Annotated in this window: 17 protein-coding genes; 11 read left to right on the top strand and 6 right to left on the bottom strand. The window is 41.7% G+C overall.

Features of this window, described 5'->3' with window-relative positions; genetic code table 11:
* Nucleotides 1–456: 456 nt before the first annotated feature.
* Together gloB and ACIG3F_RS13080 are read right to left on the bottom strand one after the other, a co-directional pair.
* Nucleotides 457–1,191 carry a hydroxyacylglutathione hydrolase gene (gene gloB / locus ACIG3F_RS13085; RefSeq protein ID WP_253147464.1) on the bottom strand — a complete coding sequence of 245 codons (735 nt, stop codon included), beginning with the start codon at nucleotides 1,189–1,191 and terminating at the stop codon, nucleotides 457–459.
* A gap of 117 nt (nucleotides 1,192–1,308) precedes the next feature.
* Nucleotides 1,309–1,896: a flavin reductase family protein gene (locus tag ACIG3F_RS13080; RefSeq protein ID WP_396470239.1), complete on the bottom strand. Its 588-nt coding sequence runs from the start codon at nucleotides 1,894–1,896 to the stop codon at nucleotides 1,309–1,311.
* A gap of 119 nt (nucleotides 1,897–2,015) precedes the next feature.
* Between ACIG3F_RS13080 and ACIG3F_RS13075 the strand changes: the two genes are divergently transcribed.
* Nucleotides 2,016–2,837 (top strand): PhzF family phenazine biosynthesis protein, encoded by an 822-nt coding sequence (locus tag ACIG3F_RS13075; protein ID WP_253173060.1) that lies wholly within the window; start codon nucleotides 2,016–2,018, stop codon nucleotides 2,835–2,837.
* A gap of 143 nt (nucleotides 2,838–2,980) precedes the next feature.
* Nucleotides 2,981–5,752, top strand: coding sequence for a M16 family metallopeptidase (locus tag ACIG3F_RS13070; RefSeq protein WP_396470238.1), 2,772 nt, complete (start codon nucleotides 2,981–2,983; stop codon nucleotides 5,750–5,752).
* 332 nt (nucleotides 5,753–6,084) lie between these two features.
* Here ACIG3F_RS13070 and ACIG3F_RS13065 read toward each other — a convergent pair whose 3' ends face one another.
* Both ACIG3F_RS13065 and ACIG3F_RS13060 read right to left on the bottom strand, forming a co-directional pair.
* Nucleotides 6,085–7,149 (bottom strand): amidohydrolase family protein, encoded by a 1,065-nt coding sequence (locus ACIG3F_RS13065; RefSeq protein ID WP_396470237.1) that lies wholly within the window; start codon nucleotides 7,147–7,149, stop codon nucleotides 6,085–6,087.
* Between the two features lie 118 nt (nucleotides 7,150–7,267).
* Complete coding sequence (locus tag ACIG3F_RS13060; protein WP_004280011.1) at nucleotides 7,268–7,669, bottom strand: DUF3144 domain-containing protein; 402 nt, start codon at nucleotides 7,667–7,669, stop codon at nucleotides 7,268–7,270.
* A gap of 111 nt (nucleotides 7,670–7,780) precedes the next feature.
* On the opposite strand from ACIG3F_RS13060, the gene ACIG3F_RS13055 reads away from it, so the two are divergent.
* A complete protein-coding gene (locus ACIG3F_RS13055; RefSeq protein WP_004280010.1) occupies nucleotides 7,781–8,413 on the top strand; it encodes a hypothetical protein in 633 nt (210 codons plus the stop codon).
* A 22-nt stretch (nucleotides 8,414–8,435) separates the two neighbouring features.
* On the opposite strand, the gene ACIG3F_RS13050 is transcribed toward ACIG3F_RS13055, so the two are convergent.
* The gene (locus ACIG3F_RS13050; protein WP_311203514.1) at nucleotides 8,436–9,890 is read right to left on the bottom strand and encodes a CYTH and CHAD domain-containing protein; all 1,455 of its coding nucleotides are present in this window, start codon (nucleotides 9,888–9,890) and stop codon (nucleotides 8,436–8,438) included.
* A gap of 140 nt (nucleotides 9,891–10,030) precedes the next feature.
* The gene (locus ACIG3F_RS13045) at nucleotides 10,031–11,488 is read right to left on the bottom strand and encodes a CYTH domain-containing protein (RefSeq protein ID WP_180039122.1); all 1,458 of its coding nucleotides are present in this window, start codon (nucleotides 11,486–11,488) and stop codon (nucleotides 10,031–10,033) included.
* Nucleotides 11,489–11,817: 329 nt separating this feature from the next.
* Between ACIG3F_RS13045 and ACIG3F_RS13040 the strand changes: the two genes are divergently transcribed.
* The 8 genes from ACIG3F_RS13040 (at nucleotide 11,818) to ACIG3F_RS13005 (ending at nucleotide 19,219) form a co-directional block, all read left to right on the top strand.
* The gene (locus ACIG3F_RS13040) at nucleotides 11,818–12,201 is read left to right on the top strand and encodes an Mpo1-like protein (protein WP_396470235.1); all 384 of its coding nucleotides are present in this window, start codon (nucleotides 11,818–11,820) and stop codon (nucleotides 12,199–12,201) included.
* Nucleotides 12,202–12,831: 630 nt separating this feature from the next.
* A protein-coding gene (locus ACIG3F_RS13035; protein WP_396470234.1) for an IS5 family transposase occupies nucleotides 12,832–13,645 on the top strand; the annotation gives its coding sequence in 2 pieces (ribosomal slippage) (nucleotides 12,832–13,218 and nucleotides 13,220–13,645; 813 coding nt in all).
* Nucleotides 13,646–13,854: 209 nt separating this feature from the next.
* Nucleotides 13,855–14,475 carry a thiamine phosphate synthase gene (gene thiE / locus ACIG3F_RS13030; RefSeq protein ID WP_311203512.1) on the top strand — a complete coding sequence of 207 codons (621 nt, stop codon included), beginning with the start codon at nucleotides 13,855–13,857 and terminating at the stop codon, nucleotides 14,473–14,475.
* Nucleotides 14,476–14,513: 38 nt separating this feature from the next.
* Nucleotides 14,514–15,815 carry a glutamate-1-semialdehyde 2,1-aminomutase gene (gene hemL, locus ACIG3F_RS13025; RefSeq protein ID WP_004280005.1) on the top strand — a complete coding sequence of 434 codons (1,302 nt, stop codon included), beginning with the start codon at nucleotides 14,514–14,516 and terminating at the stop codon, nucleotides 15,813–15,815.
* A gap of 143 nt (nucleotides 15,816–15,958) precedes the next feature.
* On the top strand, nucleotides 15,959–16,375 hold the full coding sequence (locus tag ACIG3F_RS13020; RefSeq protein WP_253147401.1) for a heme-binding protein: 417 nt from the start codon (nucleotides 15,959–15,961) through the stop codon (nucleotides 16,373–16,375).
* Nucleotides 16,376–16,665: 290 nt separating this feature from the next.
* Nucleotides 16,666–17,340, top strand: a complete 675-nt coding sequence (locus ACIG3F_RS13015) for a hypothetical protein (protein ID WP_195724863.1) — start codon at nucleotides 16,666–16,668, stop codon at nucleotides 17,338–17,340.
* 393 nt (nucleotides 17,341–17,733) lie between these two features.
* Complete coding sequence (locus ACIG3F_RS13010; RefSeq protein ID WP_278356789.1) at nucleotides 17,734–18,441, top strand: phosphopantetheine-binding protein; 708 nt, start codon at nucleotides 17,734–17,736, stop codon at nucleotides 18,439–18,441.
* 133 nt (nucleotides 18,442–18,574) lie between these two features.
* Nucleotides 18,575–19,219, top strand: coding sequence for an RluA family pseudouridine synthase (locus tag ACIG3F_RS13005; protein ID WP_311203509.1), 645 nt, complete (start codon nucleotides 18,575–18,577; stop codon nucleotides 19,217–19,219).
* The last annotated feature ends 94 nt before the right edge of the window (nucleotides 19,220–19,313 follow it).

The raw sequence follows: 19,313 nt of genomic DNA, 5'->3' as shown, positions 1-19,313 counted from the left end.
AAATAGACGGAAAAGATTCGGTTTACGCATTAACTTAATCGCTGCACTGGTAAACCGGATGAACTTGCAATAACGACTTTCGCAAGAGATCTATTATATGTTTAGCGTATAAGTGAAAGCCCAATTCAAGTAAATTGGGCTTTTTTATTCACTTGTTAGGTTCCATGCTGATTATTTAAGCAATGTTCCACGAATTTCTCTAATTTAAATCAATATCATCCTGTTATTTATAAGTCATTATTTCATGTGTTGGAACTGAAATTGGTTTCTAAAAAAATAGAGGACTTGATTAATTATAAGAAAGCAAAAATGGCACAGAAAGACATTTTTTAGATGGAGATTCAACTTATTCCAATTTGTGCAAAATTTGTACGTGCCTTTCAATAACATTCTATGCATCGCAAATGACAAATAAGTAAGTCGGCTGAAGCATTGATCTTCAGCTTTGAATCCGGTTTAAAACTGATCTTTCAGGGTTCTTAAACGCTGGAATTCTTCCACGCTTTCTGCGCGCAGAAAAGGATTGGTTTGCAATTCATCTTCAATACTACTTGGTAGCGTGCACTGGCCTAGCATACGTAAACGCTCAATATGTTCGAAACGTTCCAGAATTTCAGGATTATCTGGTTCGACGTGTTTGGCAAACTGTGCATTCGACAAGGTGTATTCATGAGTGCAATACACCTGCGTGCGCGGCGGCAAGGCAGCCAGACGTGACAGTGAATGATACATCTGTGAATAAGTACCCTCAAAAACCCGGCCACAGCCCATGGCAAATAAAGTATCGCCGCAGAACAGCACATCAATTGCATCAATAAAATAAACAATATGGCCTAATGTATGTCCCGGCACAGCAATTACCTGGATATCTATCCCATGAAAATTAAACTGTTCTTCATGCTCAAGCGGATGGGTGATAAACGGAATTTTGCTCAGTTCTGCCCGTGGGCCATACACAGGCAGATTTTTTCCTTGGATTAACCCCGGCACACCACCAATATGGTCTTTATGCCAGTGCGTCAGCCAGATTTGACTTACAGTTAAACCGTGTTCGGCACAATAGTTTTGCACCAATTCTGCTTCAGTTGGGTCAATCACGGCCACCTGATGTGACACGGTATGTTCAAGCAACCAGATATAATTTTGCAGTGAATTCTGGACATCAATACAGTGAATTTTAAAAGGCATCATAGCGCATCAGACCAAATGAAGATTAAAGATAAAGTAGCATAATTTCGGATGCTCTGGGGCTTGTCGATATCATCTGATTATCCTCGATTATTTTCATTTATCCCAAATTTGAAAAATTTATGATGCTGGATCATCAATGCTCACCGCATTGCCAATGGTATAAAAATGCCCGCCGGCTACATGATGAATACTTTTCCATTCTTCATCCACCTCATGATAATGCCAGTGGCCGTCGCGGAAGACCCGATTATCGGCATATGCTGCAATCACCTTGCCTATAAACAGGTCATGCATTTGCTGGTTATGCGGCTCAGGAATCAGCTCGCAAAGTATCCAGGCCGCACAACCTTGTACTACAGGAATATCAGAACCAGAAAAATGAAATAGTTCTATTCCGGATTGTGCCAGTTTGTCCGGCACATCATGCAAGCTTTGCGTACCCAGACGATAGACCATATTCAGTTGTTTCAGTGTCGGAATTTGCAGCGCGAAATAACCTGAATTTTCAATAATATTTCGGGTTTTGGTACTTTTATCCAGAACCACAGTCACTTTGGCGGGGCTGAATTCCAGTGCGCATGCCCAGGCTGCTGCCATAACATCTGTATCCTGCTGATCTTGAGCAGATACCAGTACAGTAGGGCCATGGGTAATCAGACGATAAGCTTTTTCTAAGGGAACGCTTTGAATATGGGAGTTTGTCATGCAGCACCATTTGCTCTATTTATTTACTAGGCCAGATTAATGAGATCATTAACATATTCAAGTTCATTCTTGCAAAAAAGCTTTTAAACTAGAGATCGTTATATTCAGGAATTCAAAAAATGAAAATGTACCAGGTCGATGCGTTTACCACGGAACTGTTTAAAGGCAATCCTGCAGCCGTGATTGTGCTGGATGAATGGCTCGAAGATGGTCTGATGCAAAATATCGCCTTGGAAAATAATCTGTCCGAAACGGCTTTTGTTAAAGTCATCGATAGCGATAATTATGCCATCCGCTGGTTTACGCCAACCAAGGAAGTGGATTTTTGTGGTCATGCGACATTGGCCAGCAGCTTTGTACTATTCAATCAATTTGATACGGGGAAAACGATTCATTTTCATGTAAAAGACTTAGGCATTTTTGTAGTCAATCAGGATGCAGATGGCAAGATCAGAATGAACTTTCCAGTTCGTCGTGCAGAGCCAGTTGCTGAATATCCTGAAGCTTTAAGACAGGCCTTGAGCAAACCGTTTAAACAGGTTTATCTGAACGCGCAGGGCTATATTGTTGAATATGAATCGGTACAGGATGTGCTGGATGAAATGCCTGATTTTGAACTGTTAAAACAGTTGAATGGCAAGCGTACAGCCATTACTGCTCAGAATACCTATTTAGACGTCGCAATCACTTCACAAGATACCCAATACGATTGTATTTCACGTTATTTTGCACCGAGTAATGGAATCAATGAAGATCCGGTAACAGGTTCAATTCACACCGGAATTGCACCGCTGTGGGCCGAAAAACTGGGTAAAAATGAACTGGTCGCCTATCAGGCATCAGCGCGTGGTGGGGTGCTATATTGTGCCTTGCAAGATCAGGATCGAATTGAAATTTCCGGTTATGGAAAATTATATATGCAAGCTGAAATTTATCTTTAATTTTTTAATTACATAGAACTACATGTCGTCAGGTGAGGCGGCATGTTATTTTGATGGTCCGGCTTGGAATAGATTATTCAGAAAAAGAATCATTCTCTAAGAAGGGCGCGAATAAAAATTTATATTTATAATTTGGATGAAGAATGTTGCTACGTTATAAAAATTTAAGTCTGGCGATTGTATTGTCTGGCTGTAGTGCACTGAGTTTTGCACAACCTGTTTTGGTGAAAACGGAACAAAATGTTGAAGAATACCGACTGGATAATGGACTGCGCATTATCCTGGCACCGAATGATAAAGAAAATAAAGTTTTTATGAATACGGTCTATCTGACCGGCTCCCTGAATGATCCTCAGGGCAAGGGCGGACTGGCCCATCTGCTGGAACATTTGGCCTTTAAAGGCACAGAAAATGTCAAAGGGGATGAATTCCAGCGTCGACTGGATCAATATACCTTGATGACTAATGCCAGTACCGACTATTACTCGACCAAATATACCAATGTGATCCGTCCTGAAAAAACTGCACTGAGTGAAGTCATTTTTCTCGAAGCCGAACGCATGGACAAGCTGGTGCTTCAGGAAAAATATGTACCGACTGAAATTGATATTGTAAAACGCGAGCGTGAAATTCGTCTGGATCAGCCATTTTCAGTATTGATCGATCAGGTGTTTAAATCTGCTTATGGCAATCAGTATTTAGGCCGTTTGCCGATTGGTGACCTAAATGAGCTGCAATCAATCAATATGCAGGAACTAAACCATTTTTACCGTCAATGGTATGCACCGAATAATGCCTTTGTGGTCATTTCGGGCAAATTTGATAAGGCCGAAGTCTTAAAACAGCTGGATACGCATTTCAGTCCGATTCAATCCCGAAATGTACCAGCGCAAGTGAAAGTCCCAGCGCTTAAACCAGAGCAAATCAAACAGCGTGAATTTACAGTAAAGAAAGGCAGTGATCTGGCCAAGTTTAATCTTTATTTGAATCAATCCGAAGAAAGCATTAAAACGGCTTTGGCTGTTTCGCCAACGCTCTATACTTTGCAGCCAAGTGGATATCTCTATCAGAATATGGTGGAAACTGGGAAGTCAACAGCGGTGCAATCCAGTACCTGGCTGGATAAAGACTTTAATCTGGTGTTTATGGGAGCAATCTATGCTCCGAATCATCAGGTACAGGATATTGAAAAGGGGCTGATCCAAGGCGTAGAAAAGAGCCAGCCATTTACCGAAGCAGAATTAAACCGGGCTAAAAATCTGACCCGAAATCAGGCCGACAATATTAAAAATAGTGCGACTGCTTTAGGTTCACGTTTAAGTGATTATGCAGTGGCGTATTCGGGTGACTGGAGCCAGTATTTTAAAGATCTGAGCGCGATTCAAAACCTGAATGTGAATCAGGTCAATCAGGTCTATAAGAATTTTTTAAAACCTGAATACCGTATTTCTGGCAATATTTTACCTACCCCGGAAGATCAGAAAAAAGCGCAGGAACTAGCACAAACAGAAGCACCGGCAAAAACTCTGGATCAACAGACTGAAGCAGAAGAGCCACTGAAAGATGTCAGTGTTTATCAGGCTGAAGTGAAGCAATATGTCCAGGAATCCAAACAGTATTTGTACAGTAAAGACAAACAGATTCAGCGTGGCAAGTTGAAAAATGGCATTAAATACGCGTTGTTTCCGACGACTACCCGCGATGACAAGGTTTATGCCACAATTTCACTGGATTTTGGTACTGCACAAAGCCTGATGAATAAAGGCGAGATTCTGGATCTGACCGCTTATTTAATGTTGCGCTCATCGAAAACTCAAAGCTTGCAGCAGATTGCCGATAAAATTATTGAAGTAGGTGGTTCGGCAACTGCCGGTGCATCCGGCAATGGCCTGACCTTGCAGATCAGCGCCAAAAAAGAAAAGTTTGAGGAGTTTTTCCAGTATGTGGTTGATGTGCTGAAAACGCCGGCATTTGAGCAAAGTCAGTTTGATTTAATCAAGGGGCAGACTTTATCCAGTCTGGATCGTCCTTATACTGAACCAGATACCGTGTCGAGCTTGACGATGGCTCGAACGATCGAGATTTATCAGCCTGGCGATCTGCGTTTTCATTTCGAGCCGGAATTGGCCAAAAAACAGTATCAGAAAGCGACTCGCGAACAGGTTATGGCACTGTATCAGCAGTTTTTAAAAACCCAGCATGCGCAAATAGCGGTTACGGGCGAATTTAATCCGAAATCGATGCAAAATGTACTGAAAAACAGTTTTTCAGACTGGAAAGCTGCACAGCCTTATGAGCGTCTAAAATCGGAATATCGAAGCTACCCAGCCCAGAAAATTCATGCTTTGTCTGAGCAGCGTGAATTCGGGAGTTATCAGGCATTTATGAGCATGCCGGTCGGTGCTGATCATGCCGATGCACCTGCATTACAGGTATTTCGATATATTCTGGGTGATTCACAGCTGTCGTCACGACTGGCACAAGAGTTACGCGAGAAAAATGCACTAGTCTATGGTTTTAGTGCAGATGTGCAACTCGATGAATGGGCAGATGTGGGTGCAATGATGATTAGTGCCAATTATACGGCTGGAAAATCCGCACAGGTTTCTCAGGCAGTGCATAAGGTACTGAATGAACTGCTGACACGTGGCGTGACTGAACAGGAAGTGGAAGCGGCAAAAGCCAGTATCTTGAAACAGCGTTTAACTGCACTCGAGGATGATCGTCGTATTCACACTATGTTGATCCCACAGCTGGAAAAAGACCGTAATCTGGTTTACCGGGAAAAACGTGATCAGGCGATTGCTCAACTGAGCAAAGCCGATATTGATACCATGATTAAAAAATACATCAAGCCGGATCAGCTGGTTGAAGTGATGGCTGATCAGTACGGTAAGCAAGTTAAAACATCGTAGTGTTGATAAAAAATCCCCTCAAGTGAGGGGATTTTTGATTTTAGTTTTATGCTCTAGGTTGCTCTATGGCTAAAAATAATCCCTCCGATTATGCCCACAAGGATAGATAGGGGCAGACTCCAAACAGATACAATAAGAAGAAAAATCAATATTCCACAGCCAATCAAAGCTGAAACGAAAGCAATATCTCGATCAAAAGAATGATGGATCACCATTTGATAATAATAAGACGTTATCCAGCTTGAAATAATAGTGAGTAAAATACATAGTCCTTTGCCTGAAGGCGTATTTAGACTGGAATCTGTTATCCAACTTAGCATGTCCTCATCTACTCAAAGTCGATAAAAACGTTTAGCATTTTCATAAAAAATCGACTTTAAGGCATTTTCATTGTAGTCCTGCACAATATCGCTAAAGGCATCAATAATGTTGGTGAGTGAGCTACTGACACTGTCCATTGGAAAGTTGGATGCAAACATCACGCGCCCAGAACCAAAACAGTCTAAAGTATGCTGGATCACGGGTGCGGCACGTTCCACTAATTCCTGTTTACTTGCCAGCCGTTTCTGCGTGTGAAAATCATGTCCCAAGACTGGCATAAACAGACCAGACATTTTGGTCGATACATTTTTGCATTCGGCCAGTTTTGCCAACTGATCTTTCCAGTCTGCAAATATCTGGGTGCGATCTTGTTCGGTCTTGCCTGTAGCTTTGCCCACTTTGCCAAATAAACCTGCGGGCGTACCCAGATGATCCAGCACAATAGGGGTGTTTGGAAAGGCTTTGGCCAGCGCAGTAACATCCGCAATCTGGGTAGAGTACACCCAGGCATCAAAGCTTAAATCTTGCCTGGCCAGTTCTTCAAAGCCCTTCAGGAAATCTGTGTTGCGATAGAGATGCGGTTCATCGGTCCAGGCATGAATCCCTTTATCTGGATGTACTGCAGCCATTTTACGGATGCCCCGAAACTTGGGAGAAGCTTCGCGATGCAATTGAATCAACTGTTTAAAATTTTTCTGCCGCGGATCCGCCGTGGCGACAATTCCACCCAATTGGATAGTGTGCTGATCAAAAGGAAGCCCAGCGATAAAACGGGTTTCATTTACCACACCCGTACCTTTATGGTCATGCCAGCTGGCTTCAACATGCACAATCTGCTCTATTTCATAATGTCCTGCATCTTTCTTGTAATTTGCAGGCAGATAAGGTGCAGTCAGGTGCTGTGTCAGGCCAATGGTCTCAATGACGTCTCTGGGTTTCAACAGTCGAACCATTCTGTCTAGTAATTTGGGATGATTGCCGAACAGCTTTACCGCTAGCGCTGCCGCATGTGGGGTATTGTACGGATCCCATTGGTGGATATGAGGGTCAATGATCGGGAAGGGAAGTTGCTGCATGCTATGCCTTGTTTTCGTTTATTTATTATTCAATTTATATAGTGCTTAAATCACTTTAAAGTCAATATGATAAATGACAGCAAATAAAAAAAGCCCCGCGGGGCTTTTCGTATTTTAATCAATGATCATGCTTGTGATCATGGTTATGCTTGTTGGCATGAAACTCTTCATTGTGACGGAAACGTAAATAGTTTTCGAACTGTTCACAGTATTCATCATAGTTATCTTCCAGCATCATTTGAAATTGCTGCAAGATATAAGACATGACCTGATCTTTGGCATCGCGCATTTCATTCCCATCTTTAAAGTTATTCGCTGCCACCCAGGTATTGAAACGGGCAGTACCAAATAACATCGCCGCACTGACTTGACCGCGCTTATCGCTCGGTTTTTCCTGTGAGCCTTTTTCTACGCGACAAAACTCGTTGGCTTGTTGAATAAATTCATCAGCACGTTCAAAGAATGCCGCATTTAACGCTTCTTCTTCGGTTACATCGGTTGCTTCAATCTTTTGAACCATGAATTTGTTCCTAACACTAAAATCTCAATCGTTAATTATAGGCAAAGCCTTGCAGAAACTAAACCTTTGCCTTAATCTAAAAAATAGCCTAAGCATATAAAAGTGAATGCCATGCAGGATGCGATTGCAGTACAAAGCCTAAAAAGTGATATTGCCTTATTGCGCCAGAATATTTGGCCACCAGCAAATCTAGCCAATGTTGAAGGCTTGCCGATTTATTATGGCAGCCAGTCACAGGTAGATGAATACTATAGCCAGTGGCTCGGGCTGATTGAAAGGGCACAGGATCTGTTTCAGCCTTTTATGGAAGATGAAATCTTGGATGCGATCCATCTGCCGAGTCATTTAAACTTGCCGCTGTTTTATTTTCATGTTGACCGGATTCGCATTAATAAAACCCGCGCCAAGGAATCCAAAACTTTTCGTGGGGTCGCCAGCCTGATCGAAAAATGCGGCCAGTTCGAACCCGAGCAGATTGCAGCCATGCGGCAGTGGCTTGATAGTGACGATACTGCAGCTTTGGTGGCACACCGTGAATTTGTGGATTTACGCACTTATGTGTTTCAGCATGGCCAGAGCGAATATACGCGCACCCGTTTTTATGTGAATGGGATTGTGCTGAGTGTTGAGCCACATTTTGAACTGGTCGATGCACGCGATAAGCCACGCAAGCAACGCAGCGACAGTTATAACGATCCTCTGGCAGACAATAATACCTGGAAAGTATTCGGCAAATATCGCTAGCACAGTTTGACCAAGCCCGGTCTTACCAGAAGGGCTTGGTATTTTCTGCAAACTGCTGTAAACGCTCTGCTGCTTCACTCGACAAACGCTGCTGTTCCGCACTTATCCAGCCCAGCACAAACCAGGCCTTGGCCTGTTGTTTGACATAAGGTCTGAATAATTCGTCTGCTACAAACAGATCGTTATAATGCCCGAGGCTTTCCTGCAAGGGTTTTAAGGCTTTTAGATAGGCTTTAACCTCTTTTTCAGGAAACAGGCTTTGTAAGAATTCTACGTTATAGCGTAGGCGTTTGACCCGTTTGCGTGTCCGATGCCGGGATTCAATATCCAGTTCTTGATAGTTCTCGGCATCCTGACAGATTTGCTGATGCAGCTTGCTCAGGCCTTTACATAAAATCTTATGAGAAGATTTGGCTTTGTTATCCGTTTTTTCTTGGCTAAAGCTGAACAGTTGCAGCATTAGTTCTACGGTAGCAGGACTTCTGAACAGCGCACTGATATCTGGCTGTTTTTGACGATGTGGGGGTAATTTTAGTAAGGGGGAACCTGCTTTTTCTAGTTGTGGAATCAGGCTTTCTGCCAAGGCATCACGATCTCGGGTAGAACCCAGTTGCTGAAAAATATCCCGCAGCTGTTCTGGCCATTCTGGCTGTACATGTTCGGTCACGGACTGGAAAATTTTAAAGGCACTGCGCAAACGCCGAATCGCGACACGTGCCTGATGCACATGATCACTATTATAATTCTCGGCAGCAATTGCAGTAGCATTGGGGAAAAGATGAGTCAGGCAATTGGCAACAATCTTTTGCAAAATCGTACTGATCTGATCTTTCTGTTCAAGCACTAAGGGAAGCTGATGCTGAACCGGCAGATTCTCTTCGCCATGTAATAAGGCATAACCGCGTTCCGATTTGCTCCGTGTATCCAGCCACAAAGCATAACACTGAACCCAGGGCTGAATGAAATCAATCAATTCACTCAGCTGGCCGGATTTAAGCTCAAATTCGACTTCATAAATATCGATGGCTTGATCATTGTGTCGAATTTCTCCGACATCAAAGGCAATTTCAATCTGACTGTCCAGATGACTTTCTGTCAGGACATAGCGTACGACATCAGTTTCAAATTGTAAAATGAGTGGTGTCTCTAAATCACCGAGCGCCTGTTTTAGGATTTTTTTCGCCGGTTTATGTTTGCGATATAACTGAAAATCACAATGTTCCGGAGGACTTTTTAATTCATGCTCAAGTTCAAAACGTTCAAATTGTTGTTCAGTCGCTGCTTTCAGGGTTTGAATCCATTGCTGGTCTTCCAGACGTTGCCGCAGGGCAATCTGATGTTGTTGTAATTGTTGCGCTTCAGTATCAAAGTAGCGTGCACACAGACGATGCCGAGTCGGCTGAAGTTTCTGAATGTCCTGTTCAAATTGTACACGAGACTGTGGCGGAATCTGGAATTTGAGTTCTATTTCTGCCATCGGGTCATTCCTCCGCGATGTGGGTTTTATAGATTAATATAGCCCAAAGATCGGCAGGGGTGTGATGTGCTTCTGCAACAAAAAAGCACGCCAGAGAAGGCGTGCTTTGAGTTTTTCTTGTGATATTTATTTCAATATGTTTATTTCAGGAATTTACGACTGACCAAGAACTGTTCGGTCGCTTCAAGCAGTTTCTGCGCATAGACTTCCTGCTTGGCGGTCAGCCAGCCCAGCACAAACCAGTCACTTGCTTCCAGCTCGGTCTGCTGAATATAAACTGCAGAAGAGGCCAAAGTTTGATATTCACTGGCTGCCAGTTGAGCATCGTTCAGCGCTTTGCTGTATTTCTGCAAATTTTTGACATCATAGATCGTGGTTAAAATCGGAAAGCTGAATTTGAGCTCCTGAATCCGGCCCGACAATTGATCCAGACTTTCAAAATCAGTGATATCGGTCTGGTTCATTTGTTCCTGCAAAGCTTTATATTGCTGTTGCAAGGTAGTTTGAGCAGCAGTTTTCAAGTCCAGCGAGGCATGCTCATTTTCATTTAAACTGAACATCAGTAATTCCAGATAATGATGCACATTCTGGGTAGATTTGACCAGATTACCGAGTTTCTCCTGCGCATACAGAATATCTTTGCTCAGGTTTTCTGCCGTGGTGGGATTTTGCAGGAAGCCGGCCAAGCTGTTTTGCATATGCTGTAAATGTTGCAAATGTTCAAATTGCTGCTTAAAGGCCGCCAGTTGATGTGCCCATTTGTCCGAAAGCTGTGGATGCCAGTCTTTGAAGAGCAGCAAGGTCAGATATAAGTGATCCAGTGCCAGTCGTGCCTGATCAATATGTTCCTGCTCTGCAACCTGAGCTGCAATCGCCGCGATATTCGGCAATAAATGCTGCATCTGCTGTGCAATCAGACTGTACATGGTTTTACTGGCGCTGTCTTTTTTGCTGATCTGAAATTCTTTGCTAAGGGTCGCAGGACTGACGCGCTGTGAAGTGGCCAATAGATTGCCTATTTCAGCCTTGCTGCGTACATCGAGCCAGAGCTGGTATTTCTTGACCCATTCAAAACTAAACGCCAGTAGATGTTGAATTGAACCATTTTTTAGTTCGAACTCGACTTCATGTACTTCTTGCTCGGCCTCCTGTGTGCGGATCTGTCCAATATCCAGGCTGACTTCGATCTGGGTATCTTCATAGTCAATCACCCTTAACGTACGGGAAATATCGGTTTCAAACTGGAGTTGGAGCTGGTCGAACTGATTGCCGAGCGCATTGCTGAGAATTGCCCCGGCTTCTGGAAATTCCTTATAAATATCTAAATCCAGTTCAGGAGATGCGGTTAATTCCCCTAGATCATGATTATGTTCAAAGCGTTCGATATGACTTTTTCCGGCTGCTTTTAGGGTTTGAACCCAACGTGTACCTTCCAGACGCTGACGCAGTGCTACCCCATGCCGGGCCAGTTGACGGTCGACCGTATCATAATATTTGGCTTGAAGCTGGATCTGTTGAGACTTTTTCGGATCAAGTGCCTTGAGCAGCGCAGTGCGTCTTGCCGCAGGAATCTGGAACTTGAGTTCAACTTCAACCATGATGATCATCCTATCTGTTCAGTGCAATTAAGTACTGAATCTTCACTTGAATAAGGTTTTAAAATGAGGCGGACAGCAGCCGCAATTATATTTTTAGATTTGTGCGCAGCAGATTGTAACCAAAATCAAAATGCATGTAAGACTTGACTGAGCATAAAAAGCTTAAACAGAAGTTTGAAACTTAGATTTCATCGGTTCATTTTAGGCTAAAACGATCGGATTCAGGCCTTCACGGGGATGTGCAAGATGCATTGAAGCGCGCATCAAAAGGCTGTTATTTGGCTAAAATATACGCTAAGGTAAAACAAAAAACGTCAGGATGATGATAGATGAATGTACAAGTACAACCAGAAAGTAAGAATGAGGTGATGGTTCAGCCCCAGATGCCGATTAAGAACTATCATGAATTTTATCGCTTCTATTTGACTGAGCATCGGCATATTATTAGCCGCCGTCTGCACGTGGCCGGCAGTAGCATCGGTTTATACTGTTTTGCCAAAGCCATTCGTCAAGGCAAGCCGCGATATTTTGCATATGGTTTACTCTCGGGCTATGCCTGTGCCTGGGTCGGTCATTTTATCTTTGAGCGCAATAAACCAGCCAGCTTCAAACAGCCTGTATATAGCTTTATCTCGGACTGGCGCATGTTTGGCGATGTCCTGCGTGGTAATATCAGTCTGATCGACCTTAAATACGATAAAATTTCCCGTTAAGCCAGAATGACTTTTATCGGAATGTGCCCACTTAAAGCATGAAATTTCGATAAAAGCCTTGCAAGTCTAGAATTATTATTCTAATAATTATGGTATTGCAGATTAGGTTTTTTGATCAACCATTATATTTTAATTAATACATCAGTTTTCCAAGCCTGGAGCGACCTTCTCCGGGCTTTTTTTATGCCTGTTTGCTACCAATAAATGTTCAAGATTTTGCTCATGCTATTGTGTAAATATTCATAGAAGAATTCATGTGGATTTGTGCTGAAAGTAAAAGATCCTTTCTGGCTTTGAAACGTTTTCCCACAAACGAATGACTCAAAACCAGAAAGGATCGGGTATTACAAACACAGGTATTTATTTTTCTGTTTATTTTCTGTGTCTAAGGCTATTTAAGACGCTTCGCGCCGATTGGGCTATCCCTGAAAATGGGTATTTTTAATATTAATTAATTTGAGTACGCTTGAGCCAGGCGAAAAAAAGACAAAAAAATCGCTCTTAGAATTTTGCAACTTCTCCACCAAGTTATCTGCAAAATCCTAAAAGCGTTTGTCGGAGGGCGTAAGCATTAACACGTTATAATTATTAGATCTCTTGCGAAAGTAAAAAATTGTTTATACTAGCCCCATGAAATATGAAAATTTAACTCGATTTAATGATGGGGAATTTAAACGACTCGTTGGAGTTCCTCGTCCATTATTCTTAAAAATGGTATCGGTGTTACAACACGCTGAACTTGCCAAGAAAAAATCTGGAAGACCTCATTCGTTGTGTTTAGAGGATCAATTGTTGTTAACTTTAAATTACTTACGCTGTTATAGAACTCAAATTGAGTTATCCGCTGACTATAACCTAGCTGAAAGCAATGTGAATCGTACTATTCATAAAGTTGAAAATGCTCTGATTCAATCACGGATTTTCGCATTGCCTAAAAGGAATCAAAAGTTTAGTGAGGGGGATTATGTGATCGTTGATGTCACTGAGTCACAGATTGAGCATCCCAAAAAAACAAAGAAAATTCTATAGTGGTAAAAAGAAGAAACATACGCTAAAAACACAGGTCATTTTTAACCCAAGACTAAAGCAAATTGTAAGTATACAGGTCGAAAGTGGCAGAAAACATGATCTGACGATTGCGCGTAAGTATTTTAAGGAGATGATCATTTATCCTTGTATTATGGCAGATTTAGCCTATAAAGGATTTCATCAGATTAAGAATAAGTTACTCATTCCAATCAAGAAACCTAAGAATTTATCATTACCCAAAATAGCAAAACAGATCAACCAAGAAATCAGCCGGCGTAGGATCACAATTGAACATATCAACGGCAAACTTAAATATTTTCGGATATTAACAGAACGCTATAGAAATAGACGGAAACGATTTGGTCTAAGAATGAATTTAATTGCTGGAATGGTGAACTGGACGCTCTTAAATTAACTTTCGCAAGAGATCTATTGTTATAAGGCGATTAAAACGCAGATTTGAAAGTCCGTATATCCCTGAAAATGGTGATATTTGAGATTTAATTGACAAATTGCGCTAAAAAACTGCAAATCTGTTGCTGCCCAGTCTTAGAAACAGCAAGATGGCGGCAATTAAACCGAGTTATGCCTATAATAGAGCCATCCTAGCAAGTGGCGAGCAAGATGCGCGGTTTATATTTAATTACCAATGATGATCCATTAGAGCTTTTATTGGCGAAGTTGGAAGGTGCAATGGCCAATGGTGGTGTTGCGGTCTTGCAATATCGCCGTAAAAAAGTGGCGAAAGAAGATCAAATTTACGAAATCGAGTACATGAAAGCCATGTGTGCTGAATATGGCGTACCTTTCGTGATTAACGATGATCTGGAAATGGCGGTTAAATACGGCGTGGGTGTGCATTTAGGCCAGGATGATGGTTCGATTGTCGACGCTGTTGCGCGTTTGCCTAAAGGCGTGTTGATTGGCCGTAGCTGTAATAACTCACTTGAGCTGGCTAAACAGGCCATTGCCGATGGTGCGAATTATGTGGCATTTGGAGCAATTTATGCGACTGATAGTAAACCTGAAGCGGGTAATATTGGTCTTGAAACCTTAAAACTGGCCAAAGAAAAATTGAACGTGCCTCTCTGTGCCATTGGTGGTTTAACGGTTGAAAATTCAAAGGATGTCATTGAGTCAGGTGCGGATTATTGCGCGGTGATTAGTGATATATTGGGACTTCCTATGAATGCCATTCCTGAACGTTTAGATGAATGGTCTGCGCTTTTTCAAGCTATAGCATAAAATTTTTTGATTGATTTAATTTTGAGTCGAGTGCCTTCATGAGCTTATCTCCAAAGCAAGAACAATTGTTCAAACAAGCCAATAAACATATCCCGGGTGGCGTCAATTCACCTGTACGCGCATTTAATAGTGTCGGTGGGACGCCGGTCTTTATCGAAAAAGCCCAAGGTGCGTATCTGTATGATGTCGATGGCAAACGTTATGTGGACTATGTAGGTTCATGGGGGCCGATGATTTTGGGTCATGCGCATCCAGCGATTATTAAAGCGGTTCAGGATGCCGCAGTAGACGGTTTGAGCTTTGGTGCGCCCACAGTTCATGAAACCACACTGGCAGACATTATCTGCGAGATCATGCCATCGATTGAGCTGGTTCGTATGACCAACTCGGGTACAGAAGCGACCATGACCGCGATTCGTTTAGCGCGTGGTTATACTGGCCGTGACAAGATTGTAAAATTTGAAGGCTGTTATCACGGTCATTCGGATTCATTATTGGTAAAAGCCGGTTCAGGTTTATTGACCAGTGGTGAAGGGGAAGCGACGTCTGCAGGCGTGCCAGCGGATTTTGCAAAACATACGCTGACACTTCCATATAACGACATCGCGACTTTAAAAGAATGCTTTGCCAAATTTGGTTCGGAAATTGCCGGCGTGATTGTTGAGCCAGTCGCAGGCAACATGAACTTGGTGAAACCAATTGACGGTTTCCTGCAAGCGATTCGTGATGTCTGTGATGAACATGGTTCAGTGTTTATCATTGATGAAGTAATGACCGGTTTCCGTGTCGGTTTGGGTGGTGCGCAAGCACATTATGGCGTTACTCCGGATTTAACCACTTTAGGTAAAATCATTGGTGCAGGTCTGCCAGTGGGCGCTTTTGGTGGTAAGCGTGAAGTGATGGAATGTATTGCACCATTGGGTAAGGTATACCAAGCAGGTACATTGTCGGGTAATCCACTGGCAATGCGTGCCGGTATCGAGATGTTCAAGCATTTACGTACCGAAGGTTTTTATGAAAAATTAACCGCACAACTCGAAAAATTGCTCGCCGGTTTACAAACTGCTGCTGATGAAGCAGGCATTCCATTCAAGACCCAACAAGTGGGCGGTATGTTTGGTCTTTACTTTACCGATCAGGAAGATATTACTAGCTTCGACTCTATGCTGAAATGCGATGTCGATGCGTTCCGTAAATTCTTCCATGGCATGTTAAATCGTGGCGTAAACCTTGCACCATCTGCTTTTGAAGCAGGATTTATTTCTGCTGCGCATAGTGATGAAGATATTGCTTACACGATTCAAGCGGCTAAAGAAACTTTTGCTGAGATGAAAGCGTAATACCTCTCCCAAACCCTCTCCTTAAAGGAGAGGGCTTTCATCTATCGAATAGAAATGAAAATTTAAAGACTTCCTCCAGTATTCTTGCGCTATATATGGCTCAGGCTTAGGGGGAATTACATTTAAAATTAGAGATCATTTTCATGCAAACCAAACATTATTTGACTTTAAGCGATGCGGAATTTTTATTAGATCAAGCCCATCAATATGCCATTCAGAACAGTTTTAATGTCAGTATTGCAGTCGTAGATGAAACGGGTAATTTGCTTGCGATGAAACGTATGGATGGTGCAGCACCGATGACTGCAAATCTGGCCATCGAAAAAGCCAGATGTTCTGCAATGGGTCGCCATCCATCCAAGCTGTTTGAGGATATTATCAAAGGCGGACAGATGGGTTTTCTGACCATGGAAAGTTTCTCAGGAATGCTGGAAGGTGGTGAACCGATTATGTATCAAGGGCAGTTGGTAGGTGCAATGGGCGTGTCAGGTGTAAAGTCGTTTGAAGATGCGGAGATTGCACAGGTAGCGATTGAGAAGTTTTTGGCGCAGCAAAGCTAATCTAAAATAGAAATTGATCAGCTCAATTTAATAAAATCATCCAAAGATGTTCCAAAATGAAGCGTGGAATGTGAAATGTCAGCTAAAAAGCCCAATCGCTAATGATTGGGCTTTTTACACCAATATAAGAGTTTGTTTTAAAATGAAATTTACAGAGGATTTCATATAACATGTATTATATTAATTTTAGGAAAACTTAATTTTCAAATGCGACAGAAGCAGTCATCGCTCGTAGACACTCGCTCAATTCTTATCTATAACTATAAAAAAATGATTTTGAAGGAATTTTTATGAACGTAGCTTTAGTAAATTTACAAATGGTATGTGTTCATGTTGTGAACAGCTACTCTAAATCTGAGACAGGTTTCGGCTCTTACAAAATTCCAGATATTAGGTGCTCAAAACCCTTAATTTATAATGTTAAAAAAAACGATCAATTGGTTTTTTTACAGAGAATGTTAGATTTAAAAATTGATAATAAAGAGATCAATTTATCGCTTCCTAATGAGATCGGACTATCATTGAATATATTTACTAAAGCTAGAGATGAAGCTGAAAATCTACTAGAAAAACTTAAAAAAGATATGGAAAAGAATAAAGATTTTTATAGTGAAAATGTCTCGTTATTTTATGACTATATTGAACAAATACAAATAGCATCTGTTTTTTCTTATAAAGCAGTTGAAGCATTTTGCAACGCCACAATCCCTAATGACTTCGTTTATAAAAAAACAAACTCAAAAGGTATTCAAGAAGTCTATGAAATTTCTCAAATTGAAAAATGGATACCAACTTCAGAAAAACTCACTGAAATTATTCCAAATATTTTGAACTGTGAATCACCTAAGCAAATCAAGTATTGGTCAATGTTTAAAGAATTAGAAACCCTTAGAAATGAAATTATTCATTCAAAAAAGAAAAATAGCATTGAAAATACAAAAAAATGTTATCAAATAACGTATTAGATATTCTTAATTCAAGCATTTATATTCTTAACCACTTTATTCAAAACGATATATCGAATGAGGTTTTTCCATTAGGTTTTTTAGATAAGAAGTGGCGAATTTATGAAATTGATGACCCGAAGAAAATTTTTGAGTGGACTCATTGGGCAGAGTGATTTTTAGTGCCTCAGATACTCCTCTTTTGCTTATTTTAGTTTTAGCATTTAGTCCTTATTTGGCTAAATCACCCTATTTTTAGGATAGTCGCGTTAATCAACTCTAGGCATATTTAATATAATGGCGATTATACGAAATTAGAACAATAATCATCTGTGAAATCAAAGTGTTTTTCAAATAATGCTAAACTAAAATAGCATGAATCATCATGCTATTTTGTATTTATAAGAGCCTCCCATGCTGTACTCTATGCCCAAAAAAATCCAACTTGCTCCATCCCAAGCTAAATGGCAGCTGTCCTCAACACAATCTGTTTTGGTTTTAGTTGGATTGCAAAACTTGCGTATGCAACAGGGCATACAAGAGAGTGGACTCATGGTGAATTTGATTCAACTAACCAATAAAGCCAAAGCGCTGGATATTCCGATTGTTGATTTGTACGGTGATGATTTGATGCAAGGCATGCAGCAATTGGGAGAATATGCCTCAACGCATCCGCAGCTGATTTTTGCCGGGCAGGTTACACCGATGCTGAAACAGATTTTGCCGCATCTGATGAGTGTGACGGATCAAATCGGTGTGGTCGATGATGCGATTTTATTGGCAAATCAAGATCAGCATATTCAGTGGATTGAAAATATTTCGGCACAGGGGATACATCACTTAAATACCTATAGCCTGACTCGCTTATGGGATTTAAGTGCGCCGTCAGAATATGTATTGTCAACCAAAGGCATTATGTTGGCTGTCGCGGAACAGCTGGATATAGATGCCTTAGAAATTGATCCCTATGTCGATTTAAAAAATTATGGTCTGGATTCGGTAGCGATGGTGAGTCTGGTCGGTATATGGCGTGCGCATGGTGCCAATATCCGTTATGAAGATGTGCTAAAACATCCGTCTTTGCATGAATTGGCAGGCTTCATTTTACAATCCTCAGGTTGATGCGCTGCGATTGAGCAATTTTATGCGCTAAATCGGAAATTTCATCGTCATTTACATAAATGCGCATTGTAATTATTGGCTAAGCTTTCTATCATTGCCGCCTTGTTTTTCACGATCAGCCTGGGATTGAACTTTGAGTAATTTTCTAACCGAACATCTGATACATCGTGATGACGATTTCATGGTCATCCACAAACCTGCAGGTTTACTCACAGTTCCCGGTAAAACAGAAGACTTACAAGATTGCCTGATCAACCGTCTGGTCAAATTAGAACCCAAAACTTTACTGATTCATCGACTGGATCGCGATACATCCGGTATTTTGGCCTTTGGTCTGAGCAAATGGGGACAAAAAACCATTTCCCGCCAGTTTCAGGAACGCCAGACTGATAAAACCTATCAGGCTGTGGTTGCAGGTACACTCGAAGGTGAAGGCACTATTGAAGTGCCAGTGGTGTATGATCCAAGCCGTCCGCCTTTACATATCGCAGATCCCACACATCATAAGCCGGCCATCACGCATTGGCAGGCGATTGAACATTTTAATATTCAGGGACAGCCTGTGACCCGGGTGAAACTGATCCCAATTACCGGCCGTTCACATCAGCTACGGGTGCATATGCAATATCTCGGACATCCGATTATTGGCGATACCTTATATGCGACACCCGAACAGCAACAGCTCAGCTCGCGTTTATGTTTACACGCGGAACGTTTGAGTTTTTATCATCCTCAAACAGAGCAGTTGGTCGAATTTTATTGTCCGGCGCCGTTCTAGGAAATACTTCTTTAATCGGCGTGAATTATGCTCACTTTTTAGTGGGCTTTATGTCAAAATACATTGCTTGAAGGTGTGAAATTTTGCTCCAATG

Source organism: Acinetobacter sp. NPDC052428 (assembly GCF_044547685.1).
Taxonomy (GTDB): domain Bacteria; phylum Pseudomonadota; class Gammaproteobacteria; order Pseudomonadales; family Moraxellaceae; genus Acinetobacter; species Acinetobacter lwoffii_G.
This window is presented reverse-complemented; position numbering and strand designations above follow the sequence as displayed.